Genomic DNA, 21,176 nt, shown 5'->3' with positions numbered 1-21,176 from the left:
TAGCCGAGAGTATTTAAAGGTTTATTCCCAGCGCTAGAGCATGGAGAAAGAAGCACAGGATACCCTCAGTCGAGGATAATCAGCTCTATCTCAGCAACAGTTTTTGGGTTCTTTAGAAGCTCAACGATGCGCCTGTCTATGTCTCTAGCAGCTTTGTTCGCTTTTATCGCAAGGGTTCTTCCATCGATGTAGTCGCTCTTCCTGACGACCATGGAGTAGGGATGTTCGAGAATCAGCCTGGGGCTCCCCTCGGCGAGAACTTCGTCGATAAGGTCAGCGATTTTTATCCTTATGAGGAGCCTCTTTCCTTCTTTCAGCGCTCGCTTAAACTCCTCACTCAGGTCGTTTATTCCTTTGTCAGCTTCAATACAGAGTATGCAATCTCCTCTCGGGGTCAGGTAGTCCTCCTTTGTAAACTCAAGCGTGGACTTGTGAGTGGCCCTAACGTTCTCGTGACCCCGGCAGCAGATGATTTCCCTGAGCATGGTTCAGGTTTTGAGAGAGGGTTTATAAGCCTGAGCCGGGGAAAAGTTTTAAAACGGCTTTCGAGATTGGGCATATGGTTGTCAAACTCAAGCTAACGGGGGGATTGATGATGGGAAACATCAGGCAGACGTTCATTAAGAGGGTTGCAAGGGAGCTCTTTGACCGCTATCCAGACCAGTTCACCAAGGACTTCGAGCACAACAAGAAGAAGGTCGGGGAGCTGACCAACGTTACCAGTAAGACCATTAGGAACAGGATAGCGGGCTACATCACCAGGCTCGTGAGAATGAAAGAAGAGGGCAAGATGCTCTGAATGCCCTATCCCTCGTTTTTCTGAGCTTTAACTTTCTCCTTCTCCAGCCGCTTTCTAAAAGTCGTCGAGGTCTTCCAGTATCTTCCTAGGGAGCCTCGGGCCAAACTCGCGCATGAGTCTCTCGAATTCGCGCTCGTTCTCCTGGGCTATTCTCCGCAGGAGATTCTCTATGTAAGTCTCGGTGATAAGGCGGACCTCTTCAAGCTCCTGCTTTGTCATTATGAGCTCCTCAATCCTTTCCTGAATCTCGGCGAGGAACATCACGAGCTCTCTAATCTTGTCCTCCACTGGCTCGGTAGACTTTATCAGCGCCCTCGCCTGAGCATACTCACGGGTGGGCCTTGGCGCCTTTGGCTCGTACATCTCTGTTCCAAAGGCATACGGCGTCAGGAGAACCTCTAAACGGAAGCCGCGCTTTATCGTGTAGTACTTCCTCGGTCTGCCACGCGGGATCTTCTCCACCCTACCTTCGATCAGTCCCGCACTCTCAAGTATTCTGAGGTGCTCCAAAACGGCCTTCTGGCCAACACCAAGCTCCTGACTAAGCTCGCTCACAAAGTACGGCCTCCTGGTGAGCAGGATGAGTATCCTTCTTCGCGTCTCGTTTCCTAGTATGTCAAGCAATCGTCCCATGTTCTTATTTGACTCCATGCTCTCACCCCCTTATCTTTCCCTAACTTAATGTAAGAAAAGGCCACTTTAAGCTTTTCGGTTTGGATGCCCAACTTTAAAAGACATCGAAAGAATTACCAGCGGTGGTCCCAATGTTCGCAGCGAAGCTTGTCTGCACAAAGTGTGGTGAGGAGTACTCCCTAGCATGTGGAGTTTATAAGTGCACCAAATGTGGTTCACCCCTAGATGTTTGCTATCATTACGACGATATAGCAGACCTCATCCAGGATAACGACCCCTGGTTCAGGGAGCATCCGCATGTCTGGAAGTACTGGATGTTCCTTCCAGTCTCAAATCTTAAAAAAGCGGTTACGCTCAATGAAGGCGGTACAAGACTTTACAGGGCAAAAAGGCTTGAGGAAAAAATAGGCATCTCGAAGCTGTACATCAAGAACGAAGGCGAGAACCCGACTGGAGCTTTTAAAGACAGAGGCTCAAGCGTCGAAATTACAAAAGCCCTCGAATTTCACGCGCAGAAAGTGATAGTAGCTTCAACCGGCAACATGGCGGCGTCAATAAGTGCATACGGGGCAAAAGCTGGCCTCAGAGTCACTATAGTAGTTCCCGAGGGAACCCCAGAGGGCAAGCTCGTCCAGGCCAAGATGTATGGAGCAAACGTTGAGGTTTTCGGAAAGACGTACGATGAAGCGCTGGCAGAGGCAGAGAGAAGGGCGCTTGAGGAGGGCTACTACCTGACCGGCAACTACCACTACCGTGTCGAGGGACAGAAGACGACGGGCTTTGAAATCATCGATCAACTCCACTTCAATGTTCCCGACTGGATAGTAGTGCCCATAGGAGCCGGAACACACCTCAGGGCAATCTGGAAGGGCCTAAAAGAGTTTTATCGGATTGGCCTCATCAGTGAGCTTCCAAGGATAGCGGGCGTCCAAATTGAGGGCTATGACTCAATAGTTAGAGCTTGGAAGACCGGCAAACCCATTGAAAAGATAACAAAAAAGGTCCCAACAATCGCCAGTGCAATAGCCGTCAAGGCCCCAGTTGATGGAGAAAACGTTCTCAAGGCAGTAAAGGAGAGCAACGGATACCTCGATACAGTTACCAATGAAGAAACAGCCGCTGCTGGCCTTCTCCTCGGAAGGGAAGGCCTCTTTGTTGAGCCATCCTCCGCAACCTCCCTGGCCCTTGCTCAGAAAATGAGGGAAGAGGGAATAATAGACAAAGGCGAAAGCGTAGTTATCATCGCAACCGGCCACGGACTCAAAGACATCAACACCTGGAGCAAAGTGCTGACGAGCTAAGGCACCTCGTGATGGAGCCTGCATCTAGCCTCGTAGCTCTCCCTTCCTCCAACGAGAATTACCGGAGAATCCCTGGGAGCAGGCTTTCCATCGATAAGCCTCTGACTTCGGGTCGCAGGCCTCCCACAGACAGTGCAGACAGCGGTTAGGTAGACTATGTTGTCAGCCCTGACAAGAAGTTCCCTAGTTACAGGGAACGGGTCTCCCTTGAAGTCGAGGTTCAGGCCACTCGCTATGACGTAAACACCATCGTCGGCAAGCCTGTTGAGTGTTTCAACAATGATCATCGGAAAGAACTGCACCTCGTCAATTCCTATGACCTCAAAGTTCTCCCTCTTGGTTATTTCCTCTATCTTTCTCACACCCTCTTCATCCGTCGGTATGACAAAAGCCTCGTAACGCAGCCCGTTGTGGGCAACGATCTCATCCTCGCTGTACCTGTTGTCTATGGCAGGTTTGAAGAGCGCTGCCTTTCTTTTTGCAAACATCTGGCGTTCTATGCGCTTAATCAGCTCCGTTGTTTTACCCGCAAACATTGGACCCGTGATGACTTCCAAGAACCCTTCCGGATGCATGGTCTCACCGAAGAACCAAGAACCTTGGGGTTAAAATTACCTGCGGAAGAAAAGTTGAACGGAAGACGAAAATGGGAAGAAAAAGCCGTCAGAGCGGTCAGATTGGGGTGACGTGGCCCCACTTCTCCAATGCCCTTGCGAGCTCCTTGTGGGTCTTGGCGTACTCGTCGAGCGGTATGCCCTGGACGAGGGCATCGATGGCCTGTCTCACTGCCCTCGCTCCAGCGGCAGGCCCGTCCGGGTGGCCGAGGGTTCCACCGCCGAGCTGGAGGACTATGTCGGTTCCGAGGGCGTCTATAACTATCGGCAGGTTGCCCGGGTGCAGGCCGCCTGAGCTGGTCGGGAAGGCCGGCTTTATGCTGTAGAACTTCTGCTCCAGGTGGAAGACGTCGTTCTCGTCGGGCTTGTAGTGCTTCTCCCTAAGGATTCTGGCGTTCTGTATGACGTCCCACTTGCCACCCTCAAGCTTGCCAGCTCCAGCGGTTCCAACGTGGAGCTGGTCGATACCGATGAGCCTGTAGAGCTTCGCCAAGACGAACATCGAGATGCCGTGGTAGGGGTTCCTAGTGAAGGTCGCGTGCATTGCCCTGTGGCCGTGAATGGCCAGACCGTAGTCTGCCGCGAGGTCGCGGATGTATTCAAGGGCTCCCCAACCGGTTATGACGACGTCAACCATCGCGTGCTTGAGGCCGAGGTCAGCCAAGATTTCCAGCCTGCGCTCCATCTCCCTAACGTCAGCTGTTATGTTGGCGAACCAAGTCTTCTTCTCACCGGTCTCGCTCTCGACCTTCTCGATGATCTTGGCGATGGTCTCAGCCCTCTCCTCAAAGCGGTTGTACCACGGGCTGGTGAGGTTCTCATCGTCTTTCATGTAGTCAGCTCCATTGAGAAGAAGCTCATAGGAAAGCTTCTCAAACTCCTCCGGGGAGTAGCCGACCTTCGGCTTGGGAACGACACCGTAGATGGGCCGGTCCTTGATCTCAAGCATCTTCCTGACGCCCTCGATACCAAAAGCTGGACCGCTAAACTCCCTGATGAGCTTCTCCGGGAAGTACATGTCCTCAAGGCGCAGCCCCTTGGCACGCCTCATTCCAAAGACGTTTCCGGCTATGCTCGCGAGAAGTCCCGGAAGGTTGGCCTCCTCGAAGGCGTGGAACGGGTAGGCGATCTTGACTACCCATGAGCCGTCGCCCATGTCAATGAAGTCATAGGCCTTAGCTGAAAGGTCGGCCCAGCGCTCCTCCTCGTACCAGTTGTAGAGCGTCGTCCAAGTTCCTGTTGAACTTTCGGCGGCCACACCACCGGCCACTTGCTCGATGGTGTATCCCTCAGCAGGAGTTATGCGGAACACGGCTATGATGTCTCTCTTCTTGTTGGGTTCGTAGCTCTTGTCCACGTAGTAGTCATATATCTTGTCAAACTTCTCTACCATCCTTTCACCTCCTTGGTAACCTAAAGATTGCACAAATCCCTATAAAAATGCTATGGTTCAATTTTGGGGCATTGCTGCCTCTATGTGCGTATTAAGGGCGCTTTTCCTTCGCCAGCGACCCAAACTCCCACCCCCTTTTGGGAAATCAGAACAACAAGCAGCAGGTAAACCTGATTTAAAGGCCTAAAATCGACTTTCGAAACTTCGCCCTGAAGTTAGTATTGGGCCGTTTATAAGTCACAGACCCAATGATGCCCAATTTCTCAATACCCCACTGAAAAATGGCCGAGTATTGCCTCCAGAGTGCCCCATTTCCGAAAAGTTTATATAGCTCTTTGTTCTTAGAATAGAACGCAGATGCCTGCAAAACAACGTTTAGGAGGTTGGGAAAATGGCTGAGTTGCCGATTGCCCCAGTTGACAGGTTGATAAGGAAGGCTGGCGCTGCCCGCGTCAGCGAGGACGCTGCCAAGCTCCTCGCCGAGCACCTTGAGGAGAAGGCCCTCGAGATCGCCAAGAAGGCGGTCGACCTTGCCCACCACGCTGGCAGGAAGACCGTCAAGGCCGAAGACATCAAGCTCGCCATCAAGGCCTGAAGGCCTTTCTTCTTGCTTTTCGACTTTTCTACCAGAACTTAACGCGCTCCACCGAGACTTTATCGCCCTCCACTTTGATAAAGGCAAAACCTGCCGAGTCCATTCTCGGGAAAGTCGGAGAACCCGGATTGAGAAGGACAACCTTCTGGCCGTGAATCGAGTATGTGTCATAATAATACATATGAGTATGGCCAAAAATAAGTACATCAGCCTCCATGTCAAGAGCCTTAAGGGTCAAGAACTGCGCATTGAGACTGAAGAATTGATGACCATGCAGAAGGCCGATTTTAACGTCCTCAGCATCAACGACCTGCTCCTCAGGCAGTCCTAGGCGGTCGGCATTTCCCCTGACTGCAATTACAGGGGCAAACTCCTCCAGCCTTTCGAGGAGTCCCGGAGAAGTAACGTCGCCGGCGTGAAGAATAAGGTCTGGCCCTCTCTTCTCAAGCTCTCGGAAAAGAAGGGAAGGGAAATTTCTTGTCTTGTCGCCGTAGTGTGTGTCGCTCATCACCGCTATCAGCAAGGCCATCCCTCAGATCGGGACGTTTATGCCGAGCTTCTCGACGAGCTCCTTGTAGCGGTTCCTGACAGTAACTTCGGTCACGTGAGCTACCTCGGCTACCTCGCGCTGGGTCTTTTTCTCCCCCTCGAGGAGTGAGGCAACGTACAGAGCCGCGGCAGCTAAACCAGTTGGTCCCTTTCCACTTGTTATTCCCCTCTTGATGGCCTCCTGAAGTATCTCCTTGGCGCGCTTCTTGGTTCTCTGACTCACGTCGAGGGCATCGCCGAAGCGGTCAACGTACTCGATCGGACTCGTCGGCCTAAGGTTCAGCCCAAGGCCTCTAGCCAAGAAGCGGTAGCTCCTTCCTATCTCCTTCTTGGTTACCTTCGAAACTGCAGCAATCTCGTCGAGCGTCCTTGGAATGCCCTCCATCCTGCAGGCGGCATAGAGGGCAGCCGAGACCATTCCCTCGATTGACCTTCCGCGGATGAGCTTCTTCATGACGGCCTTCCTGTAGAGCGAGGCGGCTACCTCCTTAACGCGCCTCGGCAGCATCATCTGGGCAGCCATCCTGTCAAGCTCGCTCAGGGCGAATGCCAAGTTACGCTCGGCGGCGTCGTTTATTCTCATCCTGCGCTGCCACATCCTGAGCCTGCGCATCTTGGTACGATACATTCCCGTAATCTGGTTGCCGTGAATGTCCCTATCGCGCCAGTCTATATCGGTGGAGAGGCCCTTATCGTGGATCATCAATGTCATGGGCGCGCCGGTCCTGGCGCGCTTTGTCCTTTGATCGGGGTCAAAGGCGCGCCATTCAGGACCCTCATCGATAACATTCTGCTGAACGACATAACCGCAGACAGAACAGACGATCTCGCCCCTCCGCGGATCGTAGAACAGCTTATCGGAACCACAAACCGGACAGATGTTCTTATCAGCCAAAAGTTCTCACCCCCTTTTTCTGGGGGCAGGGCGTCTACCCGTTCCGCCCTTAGCTCTTCGCTTCTTCCCGTGATTCGGCTTGGTCTTTTTGCGCTTGGTATCGACGTAGAGCAAAGCCCCAACGTACTCCCCAGGGTTCTTGACACGCGGCTTAACGGCCACGTATGGCCTTTTAACCGGCCCGAAAACATCCTTCACTACCCCGACCATGGTGAGATTCTTATCCACAACCGGTTCATTGAGCGATGGAACCCAGTCTGTACGCAGAATTAAGAACCCCTGCTTTGCATAGTGAGAAACCTTGCCCAGGCGCTTCATAGCCCCACCCCAAAAGGATACATCCTTTTAAGCTTTTCGCTTTTACACTTATAAACTTTTCGGTGAATTTCCAAAAGATTTTTATTTAAGGCGCTCTCTATATCCAGAGTTAGGCGGGGTAAAATGAAGTGCCTTCTCGTGGGTCACATTGTCATTGACATCGTGGTCAGAGGTTTGAAGTCCGAAATCCGAATTGGGGGAGGAGCCTACTACTCAGCCCTCGCGTTGGCGAAGTTCTGCGACGTTGAGATTCTCACGAGCGTGGGGGAAGACTTTCCAGAGAAATGGCTCGAGGAAATCGAGGAGATGGGAATAAAACTCAACGTCGTTTCCTCAAAAACCAGTACGGCCTACGAGCTCAGATACCTGGACGGAAACACTAGAACGCTGAGGCTTCTCGCTAGGGCCGAGCAAATAACAGAAGTCCCAGATAAGCGCTATGACATGGTGATCCTCAACCCCGTTGCCAACGAGATTCCTCCCGAAACGGTCGCAGCGTTCAAGGAAAGAACAGACTTCTTGGCGGCCGACGTCCAGGGGCTCATCCGAAAACCTCGGCCCGGGATGGTAGAACTTATCGAGAGGGAAACCTCCTTCCTCAAGGAGCTCAAGGTGCTCCACGCTGACCTATCAGAGCTTCCGTACCTCAAGAACCTTCAGCCCGAGGACGTTGAGGTTCTTCTCGCTTCCAACGGACCGGAACCTGGAAGGGCGTATCTGAGAGGCAGGGAGTACATCTACCGGCCGGTTAGGGTTGAGGTCGAGGAATCCACCGGTGCAGGGGACGTTTTTCTCGCCGCGTTCAGCTACTTCTACAAGAGCTGTCCGTTCATTCAGGCGCTCAAGAGGGCAAATGCATTCACTGGGCTGTTCCTGGAGAGGAGGAGCTTCGACTTCTCCATGGAAGATGTGGACGAGCTGGCGATGAGGGTGAAAGTCGAAAGGAGCGAGGACGCTTCTTAACATTGAAAACTATAAAAGCCCCAGCGGAAACTATTATCGACCGATGATGAAACGTCAGCATGCTGAAGATTATGAGAAGGGACTTCCCTGAGGTGGTGATATGGACAGGTACGTTCTCCTCGTTAAAGCTCCAAAGGGAATGGATATCTCCCTCATAAGGGAGGAGCTGAAGGAGTTCCTCAGCGAGAGGCATCCTGAACTCAAGGTCGAGCTTCACAGATGCATAGGCCTAACCGTTGATTTAGTAATTCTCTACCGCGAGGGTGTTGTGCTCATTAAGAGGAAGCATGAGCCGTTTAAGGATCACTTTGCCCTGCCGGGAGGCTTCGTCGAGTACGGCGAGCCCGTTGAGGATGCGGCAGTAAGAGAAGCAAAGGAGGAAACGGGGCTCGACGTCAGACTATTGCGGCTGATTGGAGTTTACTCAGACCCCAACAGGGACCCGAGAGGACACACGGTAACTGTGGCGTTTCTTGCTCTGGGAACCGGTGAGCTGAAGGCAGGAGACGACGCCAAGGACGTTATGGTAGTCCCGATAGATGAGGTTAATGAAATCCCATTGGCGTTTGATCATGAGAAAATCTTGAGAGACGCCCTTGAACTGAGGTGAGGATATGATAGAAGTCCCCGAGTTCGGTCGGATAATCGTTGATGAAAAGGAGTACGCTCACGACATCGTGATCTATCCCAGTGGAAAGATAGAGACGAGAAAGAAGTGGATAAGCAAGGAGAAGCACGGGACAAGCCACAAGCTCGATCCAGAGGAGCTGAGGGAGTACCTGAGAGAGGACTTTGACGTTCTCGTTGTTGGGACCGGCCTCTGGGGTATGCTCTCCCTTCTGCCGGAGAGCAAGGAGCTGGTCAAGGACAAAGAAATCATCGAAATACCAACGCCAGAGGCGGCCGAGCTCTTCGAGAAGCTAAGGAAGGAGAAAAGAGTCCTTGGGATATTCCACGTCACCTGCTAACCGCTTTCAGGAAAACAAAAACTCCTAAAATAGAAAGCCCCATGGCGTAGGGATAGCCCAGGAGGAACCAGACCCCTGCAACGATTCCGAGGGTTATTCCGTTGAGTATCATCAGGGCTATAACGTGCCCAAAGTTCGTCTCCGGGAGGGATAGCTCTTTTTCCCCGTGATAGAAGAAGGTCATCGCCAGTGATGACGTCAGAAGGGGCAGAACTATTGCAGCGGGAACTAGTTTTAGGAGGTAGGGGTTGAGATAGGAGGCAACGAGCACGAGGACTACTCCAGCGGATATTGGAACTGCGTTCATAGTTATCAGCTTCCCCTTCACGAACTGACCAAGGGTTATCGGCAGGCTTCTTAGGAACTCGAATTCCAAGCCGTCTATTTTGAGAACAGTGTCAATTCCGACGGAGGCCATCCATGCTATCATAAAGAGAACCGAAACAACGGCCCATTCACTGATGGAACCGGCCATGAGGAGGTTCAGGGCGCTCGGGAGGACGATAAATAGGGGAAGTAAAAGCCCAACGAGCAGGGAGCTCTTCCTGAAAATTATCCTGAGGTCCTTCATTGTTAGCGCCAGCACTGGGGACAGGATTTTGGCCCTGAACTTGGAAACGACAGTGCGGGAGGTCTTGAGGTTCTCACCCATCCTTTCCCACAGCCTACGAATAACTACCAGGTATAAAGGAGCAAGGATGGCAATGTAGCCGAGCAGTATTAAAACCGAGGTAATGGGTTCGAGTATTGACGTCACAGAGAACGGGTATGCTATGGAATAGCGCGAAAAAACCGGAATAAGCTCCTCATAGTGTTCAGAAACGTAGGCCTGGATGTAGTTGAGGGCGTAAAACATGCTGATGAATAGCAGTACCCCCATCGTTCTCGCAAGGGTCTTCAGGCCTGAGAATCTTCCGTCGACACTGGCGGAGCCGAAGAATCTGAATATCACCAGGCCCAGAACGTGGCCGAGGAACGCACCAATGGTTATCCAGAGAAGACCCAGGATGCCTGTGAGGCCGTAGTTGAGAGCCAAAACCCCGACTGACGGAAGCATGGCGACCAGGGCCGGAACGTTGTCAATCATGAGAAGCAGGCTGAGATATTTGGCCCCGGTTTTTATTGGGAGCGGCTTCAACGGCTCAAAAATTCCCATAGAGGTAGTGTAGGAAGCGTTGACTGCAGTTGTGTAGAGAGCCATCACAAAGGGAAGCATTGCGTATGTTGAGAACATTATAACTGCCTTGGTTTTGTCTCCGGTGGATTTTATGGCCATCGCCATCATGAAACCAAAGAAGAGGAACGCAATGGACTGGAAAAGAATGCCCCGGATTATGTCCCCGCTGGTTTTAAGCTGCTTCTCGAACTTTTTGGGATCGCTTGCTATCTGAGGGTTGCTTTTGAGCCGTCTGTAGTGCAGCTCCCGGTAGAGTATCCTCACAACCTCGAACATGCTCCCACCTAAAGCCTCTCCTTGAGAGCCCGAACTACGGCAAAAATCTCGTCTTGGCTCTCGGTCAGTTTGAGGAAGACATCCTCCAAGCTCTCCTCATGGGCGAACTTCTTGAGTTCGTCAACCGTTCCTTCGGCAATTATTTCGCCGTTGTAGATAACGCCAACACGGTCGCAGATCATCTCCGCCAGCTGGAGCACGTGGGTGGAGAAGACAATGCTCCTGCCCTCCCCTTTGAACTGAAGGAGAAGTTCCCTGAGAATGCGAGCGCTTTTAGGGTCGAGGCCGTTCATGGCCTCATCAAGGATAAGGACTTTTGGATCATGGAGGAGGGCGCTTATGAGGGAAACCTTCTGCTTGGTTCCGAAGCTGAGAGAGCCTATCAGCTCACCGAGGTATTTCTCTATCCCGAAGGCCTTCACAAGGGTCTCGACCATCTCATTGAGCCTCTCTCCTGGAATCCGTCTCACACTCCCGATGAAGTTGAAGAACTCGATTGGGGTGAGGCTTTCATAGAGAACGGGAGTTTCAGGGACGTAGCCGGTGATTTCTTTCACTTTGATTGGATTTTCCGATACATTAACACCATCAACGAGAACCCTCCCAGAGGTGGGTCTCAGGATCCCCGCAAGGATTTTCATCGTTGTTGACTTTCCACTACCGTTGGGACCAAGAAGGCCGTATATCTCGCCATTTTTTACCGTGAAGCTGATTCCCCTAAGGGCGTGAGTGGAACCAAAGGTCTTGACGAGGTTCTCGGCTTCAATCACCCTACCACCCGGGATAAAATTTCACCCACCGCTAATAAGTCTTGTCCATTGAATAACTAAATAAAATGAGTGTCAAATTGTATGAAATCCAAACCCTTGTATGGGGCCTAATTTCGTTTCTTGCCTCCAAGGGTTTGGATTTGGAGGCGCCTTCATGAGAGAGACATCAAAGGTTCTAATTTTTGTATTCCTGACGTTATTAGTCATTATCAGCGGATGTGCGAGTAATACCCCACATCAACATCAACGGGAACGAGTCGGGGCGAACGACCACAGCAGGCTTTTGTATCACGACGATAGGGCGATAAGCGTAAACTGGTCCTACATCAACGGCTATCCTATCTTTGTGATGCCGCTCGACGAGGCCCGGAAGTACAGGAGGATTCTGATCAAAACCACCGGGTGGAACAACGACGACCCGGTGGGCATCGTGGGGATAACGATCCTGCTCGACGACGACTACTTCGACTGGCACGTTTTCTCCGGAATCCCGACCAAGGAGTGGGGCCTGGATTTCAACGTCTGCGGCGTCAGCGGAGGCTGCAGTAAGGCTTGGCTGTGGGTAAGGGTGAAGCCAGAGGGCTGAGGCTTTCCCTTCTTTTCCAAATTTTAAAAGGGAAGGATCACTCTTTTGGCTCCAGATGCGCCCTCTTAACCTCAAGAACGCCGGAATAGCTGCACTCGTCCCACCGCTTTTCTACCTCATCGAAGACTATCCTGGCTTTGAAGAAGGGCGCATCGCGAACGAAGGTCTCAAACTCGCCACCCTCGCCAGCGACGTGAATGCTGTACTTTTCGTGAATTTTGATAAGCTCTTCTAAAGCTTTCTCATCTATCCTCCTTCCGAGCCACTTCTGGTCGAGGCCGTAAGCGGAAACGCCGACCATCACGATGTCAAAGATGTTTATCAGCTCGCGCATGTAGTCAACCGGATCGCGATGCCAGGCGGGAGCGAAGCTCTCAAGTCCGAGCTCTTCTGCAACCCTATCAACCCTCTTCTTCTGGTACTCGCTCGCTAAAGCTCCAGCAACGATGCCGTCTACCTTCAGCCCCTCAAGGACGGCCTTCATGTCTTCGACTTCCTTCTCCTTCTCGCCGCTGGTGAAGCCCTTAATGAGGGGTATTCCAATCGCTTTGGCCTGAAGCTCGGTCAGGTGAATGTTCGGCACGTGGTACATGTAGCTCTCGTCGCTCTCGCTAACCATGCTGACAAGATATTTGACCTCAAAGCCCTGCTTCAGAGCCCAGTATAGGGCATAGTTCGAATCCTTACCGCCGGAGTAGAGCACCGCAACGCGCATCTCTCTCACCCGAAAGCTTTAAATCACCTTCCGTTAATTTAATTTCAGATTTCTAATCCAACGCACTTGAAATGCCTTAAAAAGGTGATGCCCATGGTTCCAACTACGGCAGTGATTCTGGCAGCTGGCCTCGGGACGAGGATCGGCGGAAGGCCCAAGGGACTGCTCAAGGTAGCAGGAAGAGAGATACTCTACCGCACCATGAAGCTTCTGAGCAATGAGGGAGTCAAGAGGTTCGTTATAGTCACCAACGAGCACTATGTCGAGCTTTACAGAGAGTTCATCGAAAAACACGGCTTCAATGCAGAGTTCGTGACAAACCCCGCCCCGGAGCGAGGAAACGGCTACTCCCTTCATCTCGCGAGGGGAAGGGTTAGTGGAAGGTTTGTCCTCGTAATGAGCGACCACGTATATTCGGAAGCCTTTGTCAGGGAAGCAGTGAAGGGTAAAGGACTCATAGCGGACAGGAAACCAGAATGGGCCGACGTTGAAGAGGCCACCAAGGTGAAGGTCGAGAACGGAAAAGTGGCGAGAATCGGGAAGGATCTCCCGAGGTGGGATGCCGTAGATACCGGTTTCTTCGTCCTCGAGGAGGATATCTTTGAAGTCACGTCCTCACTAGTCATGGAGAAGGACAGCTTTGAGCTTAGGGAGGTTGTTGAAAGGACAAAGCTGAAAGTTACCTTCGTTGACGGCCTTCCATGGATCGATGTGGACACGCCAGAGGACGTCAAGCGCGCCAGGAGGATGCTTATTAAGAGCGCCGTTAAAGGAACCGGCGATGGCTTCATCAGCAGGCATCTGAACAGGAAGATTTCAACCGAGATGAGCATACTGCTGATCGAGTACGTCAGCCCAAACTCAATGACCGTCGTTACGTTCCTCTTTGGCCTGCTCTCGGCACTGCTAAACCTCTGGAATCCAGCGGTAGCTGGAATTCTGTACCAGCTCAGTTCAATCCTTGACGGGATGGACGGTGAACTGGCTCGAGCGAGACTGCAGACAAGCCGCTTTGGAGGCTATGTTGATTCCCTCCTCGACCGCTACGTGGATGGAGCATTTTTGGCCCTACTCGCATACTCAACGCTAAGCGAACCAGTCTGGTGGCTCGTAGCTCTGTTGGCCTTGTTAGGCTCAGTGATGGTGAGCTACTCCACAGAGCGCTTTAAAGCGGCCTACTGCAAGGATGCTTACAGAGCCGTTCCAACGCTTCGATATCTGCCGGGCAAGAGAGATGAGAGGATATTTTTAACGATGATCCTGCTCCTTCCCGGCCAGGTTAAGGCTCTCTTTGCTCTCCTGGCAGTTTTGACGAACCTCCGGGTTGGTCTCACGGCCTATCTCATATGGAGAAAAGAGGGAAGCTAAGATTCAAGGAATTCCAGGGCTTTCTCCGTCTTTCTATCGAAAAGGACAATTCTATCCTCCCTGATCCTGACCGTTACATCCTCCCCAAAGCGGAAGTGCTCTCCCTCCGGTGCGAATACCTTAACGTGGGCTCCATTGAATGAAACCGTAACTATCTGCTCCCTACCCAAGGGTTCAAAGGAGTAAACGGCACCTTTTAATCCCTCGGCCTCTCCCCTAACGACCTCGGCATCATGGGGCCTGAAGCCGAGTATAACCTCCTCAACGTTGATCCTTTTCACAAGCTCCCGGTACTGCGCCGGAACCGGAATTCTATTACCGTAAACATTGAGGTGCTCATTCTCAACCTCCGCATCGAGGAAGTTCATGGGCGGGCTTCCAAGAAAACCGCCGACGAAGCGGTACTTGGGACGGTAATAAACGTCGTCCGGGTCCCCGACCTGTAGTATCTTTCCCTCCCTTATCACGGCTATCCTGTCGGCCATGGCCAGAGCCTCGGCCTGGTCGTGGGTTACGTAGACGGCCGTTATGCCCAGCTCCTTCTGGAGCCTCTTGAGCTCTGCTCTCACCTCCAGCCTGAGGAGAGCATCGAGGTTGCTGAGGGGCTCATCGAGGAGGAGGACGTCCGGTTCCTTGACGAGGGCCCTCGCTATTGCCACGCGTTGCTGCTGGCCGCCGCTCAGCTGCCAGGGATACCTGTCGAGGAGCTTCTCTATGCGGAGCATCTCGGCTACTTCTCTCACCTTCCGCTCGATCTCGTCCTTCGGAGCCTTTCTCAGCTCAAGGGGGAAGGCGATGTTGTCGAAGACCTTCATGTGGGGATAGAGCGCCCAGTTCTGGAAGACGAGTCCGACGTTCCTGTCCTTCGGGGGGACGTCAGTTATGTCGCGTCCGTCAAAGTATATCCTCCCGCTCGTTGGTTTATAGATTCCAGCTATCGTGTAGAGGAGCGTCGACTTCCCGCTTCCGCTCGGCCCGAGGAGGGCCATGAACTCCTTGTCCTCTATCTCAAGGCTTATGCCCCTAAGGGCTGTGAAATCACCGAACTTCTTCGTGATGTTTTCCAGGGTTATCCTGACCATATCCACCACCTCATCCCTTAATTCCACCCGAATAGCCCTGGAGGAGGAGCTTCTGGGCCGTCAGGAAGAATATTATGGTGGGAAGAAGGTAGAACGTCCCGGCGGCGGCAATGAGGGGCATGTGCGAGTACTCCGCCTCTATGTTGGCCTCTATGAACGTCGCGAGCGTCTGGTATATCAGGAAAGTCCTGACGTAGATTATGTCCTGCCAGCCGGCGAGGAAGGCAAAGAGGGCCACCGAAAGAATTCCCGGCTTTATCAGGGGGAGCATAATCTTCCTCCAGACGGTTATCCTGGATGCCCCGTCGATTATCCCCGACCACTCAAACTCCCAGGGGACTGTGTCGAAGAAGCCCTTCATCAGCCATATTGACATCGGGATTTCAAGGGCCGCGCGGGCGAGAATAACGTAGAGGAAGGAGTAAAGCCCGACGAAGTCCGTTGACTCCGGAAAAGTAAGGCGGTATAGGAGGTAGACTCCGACTATGAGGGCAACACCCGGAAAGGCGTGGAGAACCAGGAGGAGAACCATCATGGTCTTCCTTCCCTTAAAGTCTATCCTCGACAGTGAGTAGCCCGCCATCGTGCTCGTCAGCGTGACTACCCCGGCAACCCCTAGGGCCACAATGAGGGTGTTGAGGGTTATCCTCCAGATGTTGACCCTTATCCCGCCGGTTGTGGCTATCTTCCCCTGGAAGAGGTTTATCCAGTTTTCAAGGGTGAAGTGAAAGGAACCCGGGTCGAGGTTTGTGACCATCTCGGTGCTGAAGCTCGACAGCATGAGGAGGGAAAAGCCGACGATGAGGGGAAGGCTTGCAAGGAGGAGGGCGAGGAGGATTAGCCACTCGTACCTCTTGGGTCTAGCCTCAACGTCCCTCATCAGAAGTCCCCCCTTGGCCTTCTCATCATCCTCTCGAACTTGAGCACCTTAAGAGTCACAAAGCCACCTATTATGCCTATTATTGAGAGAATCACCGCTGCCGCCGCTGCCAGCCCCTGGTCCTGCTCACCCCTGCCGAAGGCAGTATTGAATACGTACAGCGCCAGCGTTGTTCCGTAGTCCCTGTTAACGAGATCCCACTGAACGAGCAGGAAGAGGTGGGGATATGTGGTGAGCAGGCTGAGGAACTGCCAGGTGAGGACGTAGAGCAGGTGCCACTTGATCATGGGAATTAGTATCCTCCTTGATATCTGCCACGAGGAAGCGCCGTCAACCCTCGCCGCAACGACCAGCTCCCGGGGTATCTGGTTCAGCGCTGAGGTGAAGACTATCATTCCGAAGCTTACTCCCACGAGGCCGTTAACGAAGATTATTATGCTCCACGCCCCCCAGGGTATGACCTGTCCCCAGGGGATGGGTTCGGAAATGAGGCCGAGGTGCATCAGGACGGAGTTCAGAGTTCCGATTTCACTCCCGTGAAAGAAGTAGTACCAGACAAGGCTGTAAACCGCTATCGGCGACATCCTGGGGAGGAGCCAGAGCAGACGGTATGAGGAGGCGGATTTTTCGTTAATGAAGAATGTCGCCAGGGCGAGGGCGAGGCCCCCAAAGACGTTTATCATGAGCGTGATTCCGACGAAGACGATGGTGGTCAGAACAACGGCCTTGAAGGTCGGGTCGTGCTGGAACATGTAGAAAAGCCTATCGTAGTTGTAGAGGCCCACAAACTCGGTAAGATACCTGTCAACGTTCCAGTTCCTCATCCGGGTCATGCTAATATAAACGGTCATGACTAGGGGTATCAGGTAGAACAGGAACACCATAATTATCATAGGGGAAAGAAAGAAGGAAAGATCCCTAACCTTTCCCCTCATGAAATCACCTCATCCCTGGGGGAACTTCCAGTCTTTGGGTATCTCCCCCTGTATCTCGACGGCATCTTTAAGCTCGGGATCGGCATTGACCTTCTGAATTATGTAATTAACGGCTTCGTCCGGCTTCATCTCGCCCCTGAGGACCTTGTCAACCGCCTCCCTGAAGATGTTGGCCAGGGCAGGATACTTCGGGTGAGCAGGAGCCAGGTGGGTGTACTCCAGCATGTAGCTAACATCTGCCAGGAACTGGGCGTTTATCGGGTTGACGGTCGCCTGAACTATGTCCTTGATGTTGTTCTTCACCTCATCGCTCAGGTCGAGGTTGAGCGACTTGAGGTCGTTGAGCCACTTTTCGTCCTTGATGAGCTCTGCAGCAGCTTTTCTCACGGGCAGGTGAGCGGAGATGACGCTGTGTATCGCGTTTATGTCCGGGTCGCTGGCCTTGATGAGCATCAGGAAGGCGAGCTTGTGGTAGACATCTTTGAGCTCATCGTACTTCGGGTTCAGCTGGCCGGCCTTGGAGTTTATCATCCAGACGAACGGCTGGCTCAGCGTTACCGGCTTCTCGCCCTTCTCACCCGCCGGGAAGAGCGTGTAGTAGAACCACTCCTTCACTTCCTCGGGCTTGAGGCCCCTCGGAGTTCCGCCCTTGGCGTAGTACTGCTTGGTCTGCCACTCGGTCCAGTACCACGTTCCGCCTATGTCAAAGAGCGTTCTCCCCTCGACCACCGTTGGATGTATCTGCTTCGCCCAGTCCCAACTCATTATGTCCTCCGGGAGGAGGCCATCGCGGGCAAACTTCCACTCGACGTAGAGCCACTTGTAAACGGCCGGAACATCAACGATCAGCTTTCCGGTGTTTGGGTCATAGAGCCTGCCCCCGAAGGCGAAGATGAACTGTATCAGGTCAGGGTGGGCTGAACCCTTTCTGTGGATGAGGCCCCACTCGGCGGCTCCCTCATCCTTGGCCTTCTTGGCCCAGTAGTAGATGTCGCTCCATGTGAACTCACCGTTCTTCACCTTCTCGTCGAGACCGTTGAGGTCGAAGCCTATCTTCGCCGCGACGTCCTTCCTTATGTAGAGGGGCCTCGCCTCGGTATCCTGAGGCAGGCCGTAGAGCTTTCCGTTGTACTTTGAGGCCTCAATCAGGGACGGATAGAAGTCGTCGATAACGCTCTGGTAGGCCTTCGCATAGTCTGTTATGTCAAGGATGTAGCCCTCATCGGCCAGGGTCGGCAGGAAGGCGTAGCTGTTGACGAAGAAGTCCCCGGCCTGTCCAAGGGGCTGCTTGCTTAGGTACTCGTTGTAAGCGTCCTGGAAGGAGGCGACGTAGTGAGTGTCGGTTATCACGATTTTGACGTTGATACCGTTGTCGGCCCAGATTTTGTTTATCCTCCTCGCCGCTTCAACTATGCCATAAACCCTCATCACGCTGTTGGGGTCGCCGGAACCCCATGCAGAGAACTTGACCTCCTTAACTCCATTCTGCTCTAGAATCTTGCCTATCTCAACAGCGTCCTTTGTAAAGTCTCCCGTAAGCTGAACCTGTTCAGAAGAGGTCGCGGTCTGCTCTCCGCCTATGCAACCGCTGGCAATCACTCCGAAAACCACCAGTGCGACCAGCCAGAGTGCCGCGGTCCTCATGGCTACCACACCCCAAGTCGTCAAAAGCGAGCCCAAAAAGGCTCTGAGGGGCTTATTTAAAAAAGTGAGCTGATGTCGAATTTTATTCAGATTTTGTTATTTATAAAGGTTTTGGAGGGGTCTTCTCCAGCTCCTCACCACGAAAGCGGGGAAGAGAACATGTTCAAAAATCCGTTAAAGCGTTTTTCTACCAAAAACTATTTAACTGCTGTAAAATATCCTATAAACAAGTAAAGGAGGTGGGAAAATGGTTAGGGTTGTAATCCTCGGACAGGGCTACGTTGCCAGCATCTTTGCGAGTGGTCTTGAGAAGATAAAAGCCGGAAAGCTTAAGCCCTACGGCGTTCCCCTGGCTGACGAGCTCCCAATCAAGATAAAGGACATCGAAATAGTTGGCTCCTACGACGTCGATGCCTCCAAGGTTGGCAAGGATCTCCATGAGGTCGTCAAGGCCTACGATCCAGAGGCGCCAGAAAGCCTCAAAGGAATAACCGTGAGGAAGGGAATCCACCTGAGGAGCCTCAGGAACCTTCCGATTGAGGCCACTGGTTTGGAGGACGAGATGAGCCTTAAGGATGCCATTGAACACCTCGTAAACGAGTGGAAGGAGATGAAGGCTGAGGTCTTCATCAACGTCTGCACCACCGAGGCCTTCGTTCCATTCGAGAGCAGGGAGGAGCTTGAGAAGGCCATCGCGGAGGACAACAGGGACAGGCTCACGGCAACGCAGGTCTACGCCTACGCCATTGCCCAGTACGCCAAGGAGGTCGGCGGCGCTGCCTTTGTCAACGCTATTCCGACCCTCATCGCCAACGACCCGGTCTTTGTAGAACTCGCCAAGGATAGCAACATGGTCATATTTGGTGACGACGGTGCCACCGGTGCAACCCCACTCACCGCAGACATACTCACTCACCTCGCCCAGAGGAACCGCTACGTCATCGATATAGCCCAGTTCAACATCGGTGGAAACAACGACTTCCTGGCTCTCACCGACAAGGAGAGGAACAAGAGCAAGGAGTTCACCAAGAGCTCCATCGTCAAGGACCTGCTCGGCTACGACGCACCGCACTACATTAAGCCCACCGGCTTCCTCGAACCGCTCGGCGACAAGAAGTTCATCGCCATGCACATCGAGTACGTCAGCTTCAATGGCGCCCACGACGAACTCGTCATAACTGGAAGGATAAACGACAGCCCTGCTCTGGCCGGCCTGCTCGTTGACCTCGCCAGGCTAGGTAAGATAGCCCTCGACAAGAAGGAGTATGGAACAGTTTACGAGGTCAACGCCTTCTACATGAAGAACCCGGGACCGAAGGAGAAGGGCAACATCCCGAGGATCATCGCCCACGAGAAGATGCGCATGTGGGCTGGTCTCGGATCCAAGTTGCTCTGAGCCTTTTTCATTTTCCAATAAAGTTTTAATCTCCTCGCCCTACTTTTCTCGGAGGGAAGCCGATGAGCTGGAAGAGAGGAGCCTATCCCGAGTTCACACTTGAGGATGTCATTGCGGTTCTGTTTATGCTGAGAAATCCAACGGGTAGAAAAACTATCTCGGAGGTTCTCGACCTCGGTGAGGGGAGTGTTAGAACTCTCTTGAAGAAGCTTGCCAGTCTCGAAGTCATTGAGTCGACTCAGAGAGGGCACTCACTAAATGATAAGGGCCTGAAACTCCTCGAAAGAATCTCCAAGAGCTTCTCAGAAGTTCAAAAAGTAGGGAAAGTTGAAGATTATCCAGCCTATGCTCTTATCGTGAAGGATCCGCCAGAGTTCAAAAGTATAGAGCTCCGCGACGAGGCAATAAGGTTCTTCGCGAAGGGAGCGATGATACTCGTCGTTAAGAAGGGTGAGCCAGTCTTTCCAGAGGATAGTAGGCCACTTAGTGACACAATGCCTGAACTGGCAGAAAAGCTCAAGAAGGCATTTCAATTGGAAGAGAGCGATCTTATTGTGGTTACCTGGGCTGAGAAGGAGCCCGAGGCCATGAAGAGCGCCTATCATGTAGCCCTGTTCTTAAAAGGGGAGGAGCTTCCAGAGGACATCCAGTGCCTTGTGAGGTGACTGCATGGCATCCCACAAAGAGCGCAAGCTTATACTGGCGTTAGATGTCTACGAACAAAACAGGGCGTTGGAGATAGCCAAATGCACAGCTGATTATCTCTGGGCTATCAAGGTAAACTGGCCGCTTATAATCGGCTCGGGTTTGAGAATCATCACGGAGCTGAAGCAGGTTACGGGTCTCCCCATAATAGCGGACTTAAAGCTGGCGGACATTCCAAACACGAACAGGCTCATAGCAAGCAGAGTTTTCGAAGCGGGGGCAGATTACGTAATTGCTCATGGTTTTGTTGGCAAAGACAGCGTTAAGGCCATCATGGATCTCGGGAAGACGATAATCGTCGTCGAGATGAGCCACCCGGGGGCAAAAGAGTTTATTCAGCCTGCAGCAGACAAGCTCATCAAGATGGCAAACGAGCTCGAGCCTTTCGGTGTTATCGCCCCAGCAACGAGGCCCAAGCGCGTCGCTTACATCCGTGAGAGGCTCAAAAAGGAGGTTAAAATCCTGACCCCCGGTGTCGGGGCACAGGGAGGAAAGGCTTGGGAAGTTTTAAAGGCCGGCGCCGACTACATTATCGTCGGAAGGAGCATCTACGCAAGTGAGAACCCAAAGGAGAGTGCGAGAAAGCTCTACGATGAAATAATGGGGGTGTGAAG

The 21,176-nt window shown here is 52.7% G+C and carries 25 protein-coding genes; 11 read left to right on the top strand and 14 right to left on the bottom strand.

What is annotated here, in order from left to right; all coding sequences use genetic code 11:
• Positions 1-65 precede the first annotated feature (65 nt).
• On the bottom strand, positions 66-485 hold the full coding sequence (locus E3E32_RS09885) for a DUF371 domain-containing protein (protein WP_167731533.1): 420 nt from the start codon (positions 483-485) through the stop codon (positions 66-68).
• A gap of 110 nt (positions 486-595) precedes the next feature.
• Here E3E32_RS09885 and E3E32_RS09880 point away from each other — a divergent pair, with 110 nt between their 5' ends.
• Positions 596-799 (top strand): 30S ribosomal protein S17e, encoded by a 204-nt coding sequence (locus E3E32_RS09880; protein WP_012572190.1) that lies wholly within the window; start codon positions 596-598, stop codon positions 797-799.
• A 54-nt stretch (positions 800-853) separates the two neighbouring features.
• Here E3E32_RS09880 and E3E32_RS09875 read toward each other — a convergent pair whose 3' ends face one another.
• Positions 854-1,450: an ArsR family transcriptional regulator gene (locus E3E32_RS09875; RefSeq protein WP_012572191.1), complete on the bottom strand. Its 597-nt coding sequence runs from the start codon at positions 1,448-1,450 to the stop codon at positions 854-856.
• 113 nt (positions 1,451-1,563) lie between these two features.
• On the opposite strand from E3E32_RS09875, the gene thrC reads away from it, so the two are divergent.
• Complete coding sequence (gene thrC / locus E3E32_RS09870) at positions 1,564-2,733, top strand: threonine synthase (protein ID WP_167731653.1); 1,170 nt, start codon at positions 1,564-1,566, stop codon at positions 2,731-2,733.
• On the opposite strand, the gene E3E32_RS09865 is transcribed toward thrC, so the two are convergent.
• Positions 2,730-3,308, bottom strand: a complete 579-nt coding sequence (locus tag E3E32_RS09865) for a thymidine kinase (protein ID WP_167731532.1) — start codon at positions 3,306-3,308, stop codon at positions 2,730-2,732. The genes thrC and E3E32_RS09865 overlap by 4 nt on opposite strands.
• A 97-nt stretch (positions 3,309-3,405) precedes the next feature.
• Positions 3,406-4,740 (bottom strand): type III ribulose-bisphosphate carboxylase, encoded by a 1,335-nt coding sequence (rbcL, locus tag E3E32_RS09860; protein WP_167731531.1) that lies wholly within the window; start codon positions 4,738-4,740, stop codon positions 3,406-3,408.
• Positions 4,741-5,131: 391 nt separating this feature from the next.
• Between rbcL and hpkB the strand changes: the two genes are divergently transcribed.
• A complete protein-coding gene (hpkB, locus tag E3E32_RS09855; RefSeq protein ID WP_012572195.1) occupies positions 5,132-5,335 on the top strand; it encodes an archaeal histone HpkB in 204 nt (67 codons plus the stop codon).
• Positions 5,336-5,363: 28 nt separating this feature from the next.
• On the opposite strand, the gene E3E32_RS09850 is transcribed toward hpkB, so the two are convergent.
• From E3E32_RS09850 to E3E32_RS09840, 3 genes are read right to left on the bottom strand one after another with little or no spacing between them, the layout of a single operon-like run.
• Positions 5,364-5,858 (bottom strand): metallophosphoesterase, encoded by a 495-nt coding sequence (locus tag E3E32_RS09850; protein ID WP_167731652.1) that lies wholly within the window; start codon positions 5,856-5,858, stop codon positions 5,364-5,366.
• A gap of 9 nt (positions 5,859-5,867) precedes the next feature.
• Entirely contained in the window at positions 5,868-6,779 is a 912-nt protein-coding gene (locus tag E3E32_RS09845; protein WP_167731530.1) for a transcription initiation factor IIB, read from the bottom strand.
• Positions 6,780-6,785: 6 nt separating this feature from the next.
• Positions 6,786-7,097, bottom strand: a complete 312-nt coding sequence (locus E3E32_RS09840) for a Gar1/Naf1 family protein (protein ID WP_012572198.1) — start codon at positions 7,095-7,097, stop codon at positions 6,786-6,788.
• A 123-nt stretch (positions 7,098-7,220) separates the two neighbouring features.
• Between E3E32_RS09840 and E3E32_RS09835 the strand changes: the two genes are divergently transcribed.
• From E3E32_RS09835 to E3E32_RS09825, 3 genes are all read left to right on the top strand, one after another.
• Entirely contained in the window at positions 7,221-8,060 is an 840-nt protein-coding gene (locus tag E3E32_RS09835; RefSeq protein WP_167731529.1) for a carbohydrate kinase, read from the top strand.
• Between the two features lie 100 nt (positions 8,061-8,160).
• A complete protein-coding gene (locus E3E32_RS09830; RefSeq protein ID WP_167731528.1) occupies positions 8,161-8,670 on the top strand; it encodes an NUDIX hydrolase in 510 nt (169 codons plus the stop codon).
• 4 nt (positions 8,671-8,674) lie between these two features.
• Positions 8,675-9,028: an Mth938-like domain-containing protein gene (locus E3E32_RS09825; RefSeq protein WP_167731527.1), complete on the top strand. Its 354-nt coding sequence runs from the start codon at positions 8,675-8,677 to the stop codon at positions 9,026-9,028.
• On the opposite strand, the gene E3E32_RS09820 is transcribed toward E3E32_RS09825, so the two are convergent.
• The gene (locus E3E32_RS09820) at positions 9,018-10,481 is read right to left on the bottom strand and encodes a hypothetical protein (RefSeq protein ID WP_167731526.1); all 1,464 of its coding nucleotides are present in this window, start codon (positions 10,479-10,481) and stop codon (positions 9,018-9,020) included. The genes E3E32_RS09825 and E3E32_RS09820 overlap by 11 nt on opposite strands.
• A gap of 8 nt (positions 10,482-10,489) precedes the next feature.
• Positions 10,490-11,251, bottom strand: a complete 762-nt coding sequence (locus E3E32_RS09815; RefSeq protein ID WP_167731525.1) for an ABC transporter ATP-binding protein — start codon at positions 11,249-11,251, stop codon at positions 10,490-10,492.
• Between the two features lie 283 nt (positions 11,252-11,534).
• Here E3E32_RS09815 and E3E32_RS10150 point away from each other — a divergent pair, with 283 nt between their 5' ends.
• Positions 11,535-11,837, top strand: coding sequence for a hypothetical protein (locus tag E3E32_RS10150; RefSeq protein ID WP_240910611.1), 303 nt, complete (start codon positions 11,535-11,537; stop codon positions 11,835-11,837).
• Positions 11,838-11,874: 37 nt separating this feature from the next.
• On the opposite strand, the gene E3E32_RS09805 is transcribed toward E3E32_RS10150, so the two are convergent.
• Positions 11,875-12,552 (bottom strand): TIGR00289 family protein, encoded by a 678-nt coding sequence (locus tag E3E32_RS09805; RefSeq protein WP_012572207.1) that lies wholly within the window; start codon positions 12,550-12,552, stop codon positions 11,875-11,877.
• Positions 12,553-12,645: 93 nt separating this feature from the next.
• Here E3E32_RS09805 and E3E32_RS09800 point away from each other — a divergent pair, with 93 nt between their 5' ends.
• Positions 12,646-13,920 carry a bifunctional L-myo-inositol-1-phosphate cytidylyltransferase/CDP-L-myo-inositol myo-inositolphosphotransferase gene (locus E3E32_RS09800; RefSeq protein WP_167731651.1) on the top strand — a complete coding sequence of 425 codons (1,275 nt, stop codon included), beginning with the start codon at positions 12,646-12,648 and terminating at the stop codon, positions 13,918-13,920.
• Here E3E32_RS09800 and E3E32_RS09795 read toward each other — a convergent pair.
• Genes E3E32_RS09795 through E3E32_RS09780 form a run of 4 tightly spaced genes read right to left on the bottom strand, consistent with a single transcriptional unit; the run spans position 13,917 to position 18,461 of the window.
• On the bottom strand, positions 13,917-15,002 hold the full coding sequence (locus tag E3E32_RS09795) for an ABC transporter ATP-binding protein (protein ID WP_167731524.1): 1,086 nt from the start codon (positions 15,000-15,002) through the stop codon (positions 13,917-13,919). The two genes, E3E32_RS09800 and E3E32_RS09795, sit on opposite strands and share 4 nt — an antisense overlap.
• A 10-nt stretch (positions 15,003-15,012) precedes the next feature.
• Positions 15,013-15,882 (bottom strand): carbohydrate ABC transporter permease, encoded by an 870-nt coding sequence (locus tag E3E32_RS09790; RefSeq protein WP_167731523.1) that lies wholly within the window; start codon positions 15,880-15,882, stop codon positions 15,013-15,015.
• The gene (locus E3E32_RS09785; protein WP_167731522.1) at positions 15,882-16,817 is read right to left on the bottom strand and encodes a carbohydrate ABC transporter permease; all 936 of its coding nucleotides are present in this window, start codon (positions 16,815-16,817) and stop codon (positions 15,882-15,884) included. The genes E3E32_RS09790 and E3E32_RS09785 overlap by 1 nt, the downstream gene beginning before the upstream one ends.
• A gap of 9 nt (positions 16,818-16,826) precedes the next feature.
• Entirely contained in the window at positions 16,827-18,461 is a 1,635-nt protein-coding gene (locus E3E32_RS09780; protein WP_167731650.1) for an extracellular solute-binding protein, read from the bottom strand.
• Positions 18,462-18,708: 247 nt separating this feature from the next.
• On the opposite strand from E3E32_RS09780, the gene E3E32_RS09775 reads away from it, so the two are divergent.
• From E3E32_RS09775 to pyrF, 3 genes are all read left to right on the top strand, one after another.
• Positions 18,709-19,857 carry an inositol-3-phosphate synthase gene (locus tag E3E32_RS09775; protein WP_167731521.1) on the top strand — a complete coding sequence of 383 codons (1,149 nt, stop codon included), beginning with the start codon at positions 18,709-18,711 and terminating at the stop codon, positions 19,855-19,857.
• Positions 19,858-19,919: 62 nt separating this feature from the next.
• Positions 19,920-20,522: a DUF4443 domain-containing protein gene (locus tag E3E32_RS09770; RefSeq protein WP_167731520.1), complete on the top strand. Its 603-nt coding sequence runs from the start codon at positions 19,920-19,922 to the stop codon at positions 20,520-20,522.
• A 4-nt stretch (positions 20,523-20,526) separates the two neighbouring features.
• Positions 20,527-21,174 carry an orotidine-5'-phosphate decarboxylase gene (gene pyrF, locus E3E32_RS09765; RefSeq protein ID WP_167731519.1) on the top strand — a complete coding sequence of 216 codons (648 nt, stop codon included), beginning with the start codon at positions 20,527-20,529 and terminating at the stop codon, positions 21,172-21,174.
• The last annotated feature ends 2 nt before the right edge of the window (positions 21,175-21,176 follow it).

The organism is Thermococcus sp. GR6 (assembly GCF_012027415.1).
Classification (GTDB): domain Archaea; phylum Methanobacteriota_B; class Thermococci; order Thermococcales; family Thermococcaceae; genus Thermococcus; species Thermococcus onnurineus.
Note: the sequence above shows the minus strand (reverse complement) of the source record. Positions and strands in the feature narration are given on the sequence as shown.

Excerpts from the sequence above, each read along its gene's own strand:
- E3E32_RS09835 (WP_167731529.1), top strand. The coding sequence starts at position 7,221 with ATGAAGTGCCTTCTCGTGGGTCACATTGTCATTGACATCGTGGTCAGA.
- E3E32_RS09790 (WP_167731523.1), bottom strand. The coding sequence starts at position 15,882 with ATGAGGGACGTTGAGGCTAGACCCAAGAGGTACGAGTGGCTAATCCTC.
- E3E32_RS09820 (WP_167731526.1), bottom strand. The coding sequence starts at position 10,481 with ATGTTCGAGGTTGTGAGGATACTCTACCGGGAGCTGCACTACAGACGG.
- rbcL (WP_167731531.1), bottom strand. The coding sequence starts at position 4,740 with ATGGTAGAGAAGTTTGACAAGATATATGACTACTACGTGGACAAGAGC.
- E3E32_RS09775 (WP_167731521.1), top strand. The coding sequence starts at position 18,709 with ATGGTTAGGGTTGTAATCCTCGGACAGGGCTACGTTGCCAGCATCTTT.
- hpkB (WP_012572195.1), top strand. The coding sequence starts at position 5,132 with ATGGCTGAGTTGCCGATTGCCCCAGTTGACAGGTTGATAAGGAAGGCT.
- E3E32_RS09795 (WP_167731524.1), bottom strand. The coding sequence starts at position 15,002 with ATGGTCAGGATAACCCTGGAAAACATCACGAAGAAGTTCGGTGATTTC.
- E3E32_RS09825 (WP_167731527.1), top strand. The coding sequence starts at position 8,675 with ATGATAGAAGTCCCCGAGTTCGGTCGGATAATCGTTGATGAAAAGGAG.
- E3E32_RS09805 (WP_012572207.1), bottom strand. The coding sequence starts at position 12,552 with ATGCGCGTTGCGGTGCTCTACTCCGGCGGTAAGGATTCGAACTATGCC.
- E3E32_RS09875 (WP_012572191.1), bottom strand. The coding sequence starts at position 1,450 with ATGGAGTCAAATAAGAACATGGGACGATTGCTTGACATACTAGGAAAC.
- E3E32_RS09800 (WP_167731651.1), top strand. The coding sequence starts at position 12,646 with ATGGTTCCAACTACGGCAGTGATTCTGGCAGCTGGCCTCGGGACGAGG.
- E3E32_RS09785 (WP_167731522.1), bottom strand. The coding sequence starts at position 16,817 with ATGAGGGGAAAGGTTAGGGATCTTTCCTTCTTTCTTTCCCCTATGATA.
- E3E32_RS09840 (WP_012572198.1), bottom strand. The coding sequence starts at position 7,097 with ATGAAGCGCCTGGGCAAGGTTTCTCACTATGCAAAGCAGGGGTTCTTA.
- E3E32_RS09830 (WP_167731528.1), top strand. The coding sequence starts at position 8,161 with ATGGACAGGTACGTTCTCCTCGTTAAAGCTCCAAAGGGAATGGATATC.
- E3E32_RS09865 (WP_167731532.1), bottom strand. The coding sequence starts at position 3,308 with ATGCATCCGGAAGGGTTCTTGGAAGTCATCACGGGTCCAATGTTTGCG.
- pyrF (WP_167731519.1), top strand. The coding sequence starts at position 20,527 with ATGGCATCCCACAAAGAGCGCAAGCTTATACTGGCGTTAGATGTCTAC.
- E3E32_RS09770 (WP_167731520.1), top strand. The coding sequence starts at position 19,920 with ATGAGCTGGAAGAGAGGAGCCTATCCCGAGTTCACACTTGAGGATGTC.
- E3E32_RS09885 (WP_167731533.1), bottom strand. The coding sequence starts at position 485 with ATGCTCAGGGAAATCATCTGCTGCCGGGGTCACGAGAACGTTAGGGCC.
- E3E32_RS09780 (WP_167731650.1), bottom strand. The coding sequence starts at position 18,461 with ATGAGGACCGCGGCACTCTGGCTGGTCGCACTGGTGGTTTTCGGAGTG.
- E3E32_RS09880 (WP_012572190.1), top strand. The coding sequence starts at position 596 with ATGGGAAACATCAGGCAGACGTTCATTAAGAGGGTTGCAAGGGAGCTC.
- thrC (WP_167731653.1), top strand. The coding sequence starts at position 1,564 with ATGTTCGCAGCGAAGCTTGTCTGCACAAAGTGTGGTGAGGAGTACTCC.